The 472-nt window shown below is 66.5% G+C and carries 1 protein-coding gene; it reads left to right on the forward strand.

Annotated elements, in window-relative coordinates:
* A partial coding sequence (locus MUA00_RS00190; protein ID WP_271130449.1) for a M14 family metallopeptidase occupies window positions 1-472 on the forward strand: 472 nt, incomplete at both ends.

Raw genomic sequence — 472 nt, forward strand, 5'->3', positions numbered from 1 at the left:
GCCTGCAGCGGCCGGACGACACGGAAATGCAGCGCCTGCTGGAAAAGGCCGACCTGTACCTGGTGCCGAACATGAACCCGGACGGCGCGTTCCACGGCAACCTGCGCACCAACGCCGCCGGCCAGGATCTCAACCGGGCCTGGCTGGAGCCGAGCGCCGAGCGCAGCCCGGAAGTCTGGTTCGTCCAGCAGGAGATGAAGCGCCATGGCGTCGACCTGTTCCTCGACATCCACGGCGACGAGGAAATCCCCCACGTATTCGCCGCCGGCTGCGAGGACAACCCGGGCTATACGCCCCGCCTGGAACGACTCGAGCAACGCTTCCGCGAGGAACTGATGGCGCGCGGCGAATTCCAGATCCGCCATGGCTACCCACGTAGTGCGCCGGGCCAGGCCAACCTGGCGCTGGCCTGCAACTTCGTCGGGCAGACCTACGACTGCCTGGCGTTCACCATCGAGATGCCGTTCAAGGA

Origin of the sequence: Dryocola boscaweniae, from assembly GCF_025215095.1 — a bacterium.
In the GTDB taxonomy this organism is placed as follows: domain Bacteria; phylum Pseudomonadota; class Gammaproteobacteria; order Enterobacterales; family Enterobacteriaceae; genus Dryocola; species Dryocola boscaweniae.